Source organism: Limimaricola cinnabarinus LL-001, assembly GCF_000466965.1.
Classification (GTDB): Bacteria; Pseudomonadota; Alphaproteobacteria; order Rhodobacterales; family Rhodobacteraceae; genus Limimaricola; species Limimaricola cinnabarinus.
Genome location: NZ_BATB01000115.1, coordinates 1 through 5,815, shown reverse-complemented (window position 1 = coordinate 5,815; position 5,815 = coordinate 1). Strand labels below are relative to the sequence as shown.

8 protein-coding genes are annotated in these 5,815 nt (G+C 66.2%); 4 read left to right on the top strand and 4 right to left on the bottom strand.

The window, feature by feature from the left end; translation table 11 throughout:
* Positions 1–588: FMN-dependent NADH-azoreductase (locus tag MBELCI_RS18225; RefSeq protein ID WP_369385501.1), on the top strand; the 588-nt coding region annotated here is incomplete at its 5' end.
* A gap of 66 nt (positions 589–654) precedes the next feature.
* Here the strand turns inward: MBELCI_RS18225 and MBELCI_RS18220 are convergent.
* Both MBELCI_RS18220 and ald read right to left on the bottom strand, forming a co-directional pair.
* On the bottom strand, positions 655–1,107 hold the full coding sequence (locus tag MBELCI_RS18220) for a ferritin-like domain-containing protein (protein WP_021695718.1): 453 nt from the start codon (positions 1,105–1,107) through the stop codon (positions 655–657).
* Between the two features lie 75 nt (positions 1,108–1,182).
* Positions 1,183–2,301, bottom strand: a complete 1,119-nt coding sequence (gene ald, locus MBELCI_RS18215; RefSeq protein ID WP_021695717.1) for an alanine dehydrogenase — start codon at positions 2,299–2,301, stop codon at positions 1,183–1,185.
* 101 nt (positions 2,302–2,402) lie between these two features.
* On the opposite strand from ald, the gene MBELCI_RS18210 reads away from it, so the two are divergent.
* Complete coding sequence (locus tag MBELCI_RS18210; protein ID WP_045320496.1) at positions 2,403–2,891, top strand: Lrp/AsnC family transcriptional regulator; 489 nt, start codon at positions 2,403–2,405, stop codon at positions 2,889–2,891.
* Between the two features lie 58 nt (positions 2,892–2,949).
* Here the strand turns inward: MBELCI_RS18210 and MBELCI_RS18205 are convergent, their stop codons facing one another.
* Positions 2,950–3,480: a peroxiredoxin-like family protein gene (locus MBELCI_RS18205; RefSeq protein WP_021695715.1), complete on the bottom strand. Its 531-nt coding sequence runs from the start codon at positions 3,478–3,480 to the stop codon at positions 2,950–2,952.
* Between the two features lie 161 nt (positions 3,481–3,641).
* A complete protein-coding gene (rpsU, locus tag MBELCI_RS18200; RefSeq protein ID WP_007255353.1) occupies positions 3,642–3,848 on the bottom strand; it encodes a 30S ribosomal protein S21 in 207 nt (68 codons plus the stop codon).
* A 104-nt stretch (positions 3,849–3,952) separates the two neighbouring features.
* Between rpsU and MBELCI_RS18195 the strand changes: the two genes are divergently transcribed.
* Positions 3,953–4,678 (top strand): COQ9 family protein, encoded by a 726-nt coding sequence (locus MBELCI_RS18195; protein ID WP_021695714.1) that lies wholly within the window; start codon positions 3,953–3,955, stop codon positions 4,676–4,678.
* Positions 4,675–5,652: an NAD(P)H-quinone oxidoreductase gene (locus MBELCI_RS18190; RefSeq protein ID WP_021695713.1), complete on the top strand. Its 978-nt coding sequence runs from the start codon at positions 4,675–4,677 to the stop codon at positions 5,650–5,652. Before MBELCI_RS18195 ends, MBELCI_RS18190 begins: the two co-directional genes overlap by 4 nt.
* Positions 5,653–5,815: the final 163 nt, after the last annotated feature.

Sequence of the window (5,815 nt, the reverse complement as noted above, 5' to 3'; positions counted from 1 at the left end):
ACGTTGTTCAGGGCCGACTACGTAGGGTGCATCTCCAACCAAGGACGCTTCCACATGACCATCCTGCACATCGACAGCTCCATTCTCGGCGAGAATTCGGTTTCGCGCGATCTCACGGCGGCCATCGTGGCCGAACTGACCGCCAAGGGCGATCAGACCGTTCTGCGCCGCGACCTCGCCGATGCCGAAACCGAGGCCGCCTTTGACGGCGACCCGGTCGAGCAGCTGATGTCGGCGGACACTCTGGTGATCGGCGCACCGATGTACAACTTTGCGATTCCGCACCAGCTCAAGGCCTGGATCGACAGCATCGCGGTGGCGGGCAAGACGTTTCAATACACTGCCGAGGGTCCGCAAGGCCTCGCCGGTGGCCGACATGCCATCGTGGTCTATGCCTCGGGCGGCGTGCATGATGGCACCACCGACTTCGTCGAGCCTTATCTGCGGCAGGTGCTGGGCTTCATCGGCATCACCGACGTGACGGTGCTGCGGGTCGAGGGCGTGGCGATCTCGCCGGAGGCGCGCACCAAGGCGATCAATGACGCCCGTGCCAAGGTGCCGGGTCTCGTCGAGAGCATCGCGGCCTGATCTTCCGTTCCCGAACGCGAAACGGCCGGTGCGATGCACCGGCCGTTTTACCGAAAGGCGGAAGCTTCAGGCTGTCTGAGCGGCTTGATCCATCCAGTCCTTGTGCTTGCGCTCATCCGCTAGACCGCGCTGGAACAGCTCTTTCTCGGTGGCGGGCACCGCGGCGTTGTCGACCGCGTGCTCATAGGCGCTGATCGTGTCGATCTCGTTGGTGGCCATCGCCTTGAGGATCGCACTGTCGCCGCCGACCATGTCGGCGAGCTTGATCTTGCCAGTGGTCAGCAGCTCCTTCATGTCGCCCTCTCCGGGGACGTTCGCGCCGACGCGGCCCGCAAGCGCCTTCAGGTCCTGCAGGTGGCGCAGGTGGTCTTGACGGAATTCCTCGACCTTGGCCTTGTGCGCGGCGCTTTCGAGCCGTTCGATCGTGGTCTCGTAGGCGGCGATGGCGTCATGCTCGAGAAGAATGAAATTCTCGACCATCTTGGCCATGTCGCTCGATGTGCCGATGGTGGTGACCATGGGTCTTCCTCCGCAATTTGGGGTTGCCGGGGAAAACCGATGCCGCACCGGGGGGTTCCGGTGCGGCATCGCACCCTAGCGGCGAAGCGCCTCCTGTGCGGAGATCGCCTCGCGGCCCAGACCTTCGCCCACGGCGAGATTGGTGATGAGGCCCGCATGCACGTTGAGGCCCTCGGCCAGATGCGCATCTTCCTCGCAGGCCTGCTTCCAGCCCTTGTCGGCGATCGCCAGAACGAAAGGCATGGTCGCGTTGCCGAGCGCCAACGTCGAGGTGCGGGCGACGGCACCCGGCATGTTGGCGACGCAGTAATGCATGATGCCGTCGACCTCGTAGATCGGGTCCTCATGCGTCGTGGCCTTGGAGGTTTCGAAGCAGCCGCCCTGATCGATCGCCACGTCGACGATGGCCGCACCCGGCTTCATGGTCGAGAGCTGTTCGCGCGAGACCAGCTTGGGTGCGGCAGCGCCGGGCACCAGCACCGCGCCGATCACCATGTCGGCCTGCACCACGGCCTCGGCTGTCGCCCCGGCGCTGGCATAGGTGGTGCGGAAGTCGCGGCCATAGACGTCGTCGAGATAGCGCATGCGCGGCAGCGACTTGTCGAGCACGGTGACGCGCGCGCCCATCCCGGCGGCGATCTTCGCGGCCTGCGTGCCGACGACGCCGCCGCCGATCACCACGACATTGGCCGGGCCCACGCCCGGCACGCCGCCCAAGAGCACGCCGCGCCCGCCATTGGCCTTCTGCAGCGTCCAGGCCCCGACCTGCGGCGCGAGACGGCCCGCGACCTCGGACATCGGCGCCAGAAGCGGCAAGCCGCCCGAACGGTCCGTCACCGTCTCATAGGCAATGCAGGTGGCGCCCGAGCGCACGAGATCCTCGGTCTGCGCCGGATCGGGTGCGAGGTGGAGATAGGTGAACAGTATCTGCCCCTCGCGCAGCATCCGGCGCTCGATGGCCTGCGGCTCCTTCACCTTCACGATCATCTCGGCATTGGCGAAGATCTCCTCGGCGGTGTCCGCGATCTGCGCGCCAGCGGCGCGGTAGTCGTCATCCGTGAAGCCTGCGCCCATCCCGGCACCGGCCTGCATGGTGACGCTGTGGCCATGGCCCACCGCTTCGCGCGCGGCGTTGGGGGTGAGGCCGACGCGGAATTCCTGCGGCTTGATCTCTGTGGGGCAACCGATGTGCATGATACATCCTCCTTGTTGCCTCCATGCTGCCATCCCTCTCTTGCAATTGCCGACGAGATCGTGGCCTGATCTTCATCAGATGTCGCAGGTTCTTGCGTCGAATGGCATCAGCTTCGAAGGATCGTGCATTGGGTGAGATCGACCGCATCGACCGAGCCATCCTCGCCGCGCTGCAGGCCGACGGGCGGCTGTCGAACGCGCAGCTCTCCGAGAAGGTGAACCTGTCGCCCTCGGCCTGCCATCGCCGGGTGCGGGCGCTCGAACAATCGGGGCTGATCCGCGGCTACGTGGCGCTTCTCGATCCGCGCGGTATGGGGCGGCCCGTGACCGTCTTCGTGGAGATCACGCTCTCGGGGCAGGCCGACGAGCTGCTCGATGCCTTCGAGGCGGCGGTGGCGCGGATCCCCGACGTGCTGGAGTGTCACCTGATGGCGGGGACGGCGGATTACCTGCTCAAGGTCGTGGCGCGCGACAGCGAGGATTTTGCGCAGATCCACCGCCGCCACCTTGCCCGGCTGCCCGGCGTGCAGACCATGCAGTCGAGCTTCGCGCTGCGCACCGTGCGCCAGACCACGGCGCTCCCCACGTGAGAACGCCGCCCCCCGCGAGGGAAGCGGCGCCTACCGGTGCAGCAGCATCGGATCTCGGTCAGGCGGCGAGCTTGGTGCCGCGGATCGGGTAGTCCTTGTCGCGAATGAACTTCAGCCCGTTCAGCAGGGCTTCAAGGTCCGGCCGCGCAAAGGGGGCGTTGGAGATATCGGCGATATGCACCTTGCCCTCGCCATTGATCACGAAGACCGCCGGTTCCGCGAAGGGGCGGTCGGTCTCCTGCGGGGAGCGCGGCTCGGACACATAGAGGCCGAGATCGAGCATCTGCGCGACGCTCATGTCATAGGCCACGGGTGCCGAGGTGCCGGTTTCCTCGACGAAGGTGCGGGCCTTTTCCTCGGGGTCGGCCGAAACGAGAACCACGTCGATCCCGGCCTCGTGATACTTGGACAAGAGCGGCTCCAGCCCGGAGACGTATTTATGGCAGATCGGGCAATGCTTGCCGCGATAGACCACCACCATCTGCCAGTCGCGCCCTTCGAGGGGACGCCCGAGGGTCAGCTCACCGCCGCCAAGGCGGGGCAGGGTAATTTCGGGAAGGGCGGCGTCGGGGGTCGGTTTGCCGGGCATATGGCCTCCGTCTTGTTTGAAACTCGGGCCATCAACGCGCCTCGGCCCATATGGGTCGGTGCGGTCACGCGGTCGTGTCATGCGGGCCGGGTGGGAGACACGAAAAAACCCCCGGAGCGTCGCTCGGGGGTTTCATCGTGCAAAAGCCTGGCTTCAGGATCTCAGAGGAGACCTTCGCGCTGGGCTTTCTTGCGGGCGAGTTTGCGCTGACGCCGGATGGCCTCGGCCTTCTCGCGTGCTTTCTTCTCGGAGGGCTTCTCGAAATGCTGCTTGAGCTTCATCTCGCGGAACACACCCTCGCGCTGCAACTTCTTCTTCAGAGCCCGGAGGGCCTGATCGACGTTGTTGTCGCGAACGCTGACCTGCATGTGGTTTTCACCACCTTTCTAAGCTGGAGTTTCAAGATTGCAGGAAGCGGCCGTATAGCAAAGTCCCGGCAGCTTGTCTAGGCTGGGGTGGAAGGGAGACACCGATGACCAACCCACATTCCGATGCGCCGGAGACCGGGCGGCCCGAGGCGGAAGAGATCGCGGCCCTGCTGGATGCGATCTTGCCGCATGTTGCCTTCGATGGCTGGTCCGACACTGCGTTTCGCTCCGCTGCCCACGACGTCGGGCTGACCTTGCCGCAGGCTCGGGCGCTGTGTCCACGCGGCGCGATCGACCTTGCGGTGGCACTGCACGACGCGGGCGACCGCGCCATGATCGAGACGGTGCGCGCCGCCGAGCTGGGGCAGATGCGCTACCGCGACCGCGTCGCCTTTGCGCTGCGCGCCCGGATCGAGGCGGTGCGCGACAAGGAGGCGCTGCGCCGCGCCACGGCCCTTTTCGCGCTGCCGCATCATGCCGCCGAAGGCTCACGCCTGCTGTGGCGCACCGCCGATTCGGTCTGGACCGCGCTGGGCGACGCCTCTGACGATGTGAACTGGTACACCAAGCGGGCGACGCTGTCGGGCGTCTGGGCCTCGGTGGTGCTCTACTGGCTCGGCGATGACAGCCTCGAGCATCAGGCGACATGGGCCTTCATCGATCGCCGCATCGACGACGTGATGCGCATCGAGAGCGCCAAGGCCAAGGTGAACAACTCGGTGCTGCTGCGGCCCTTCACCGGGGCGCTGTCGCTGCTGTTGTCGGGCGTGCACGCGCCGAACAACAACCCCCCCATGGACCTTCCCGGACACTGGAGCAGCCGCCGATGAACATGCAGGTGATCGAGATATCCCGCCCCGGCGGGCCCGATGTGCTGGTCCTGACCACCCGCCCGCGCCCCGAGCCGAAGCCCGGCGAAGTGGTGATCGACGTGGCCTTCGCCGGTGTGAACCGCCCCGACGCGCTGCAACGTATAGGCGCCTATGCGCCGCCGCCCGACGCCTCGGACCTGCCGGGGCTCGAAGTGTCGGGGCATGTCGCGGGCCTGGGGGAGGGGGTGATGGGATGGTCGGTAGGAGATGCGGTCTGTGCGCTCACCCCCGGCGGCGGCTATGCGCAGGCGGTGGCCACACCCGCCGAACATTGCCTACCGGTGCCCAAGGGCATGGGCCTCAAGGAGGCCGCCTGCCTGCCCGAGACCTATTTCACCGTCTGGTCCAACGTCTTCATGCGCGGCGGTCTGCAGGGCGGGGAGCGGTTTTTGGTGCATGGCGGCTCCTCGGGCATCGGTACCACCGCGATCCAACTTGCCCGGCATTTCGACGCGCGGGTCTTCGCCACCGCCGGATCGGCCAAGAAATGCGCTGCTTGCGAGCGGCTCGGCGCGGAGCGGGCGATCAACTACCGCGAGGAGGATTTCGTGGAAGTGATGCGCGCCCAAGGCGGAGCGGACCTGATCCTCGACATGGTCGGCGGCGACTATGTCGCCCGGAACATCAAGGCTTTGGCCGATGACGGGCGTCTGGTGCAAATCGCCTTCTTGCAAGGTCCGAAGGTCGGGCTGAACCTCGCGCCCCTGATGGTGCGGCGGCTGACGCTCACCGGATCGACGCTGCGCCCGCAATCGGTCTCGGCAAAGGCCGCCATCGCCCGCGATCTGCGTGACAAGGTCTGGCCGCTGCTCGACGCGGGGCACATCGCCCCGGTGATGGACAGCAGCTACCTGCTTTCGGAGGCGGCGGCGGCGCATGCGCGGATGGAAAGTTCTGCGCATATCGGCAAGATCGTGTTGCAGGTCGGTTGACCGGGGCTGCGCTCCAGACAAATCGGACGAGGTTGACGTTCGCGTAACGCGACGTCGCCCGGTGCCGAATGGTCGGTTTGGCCTTGTTGCCGTCGAAACGGGCGCGTTACCAATCTGGCAAACGTCTGAAAGCAGAGGCTGGTTATGAAGATTCTCGTCCCCG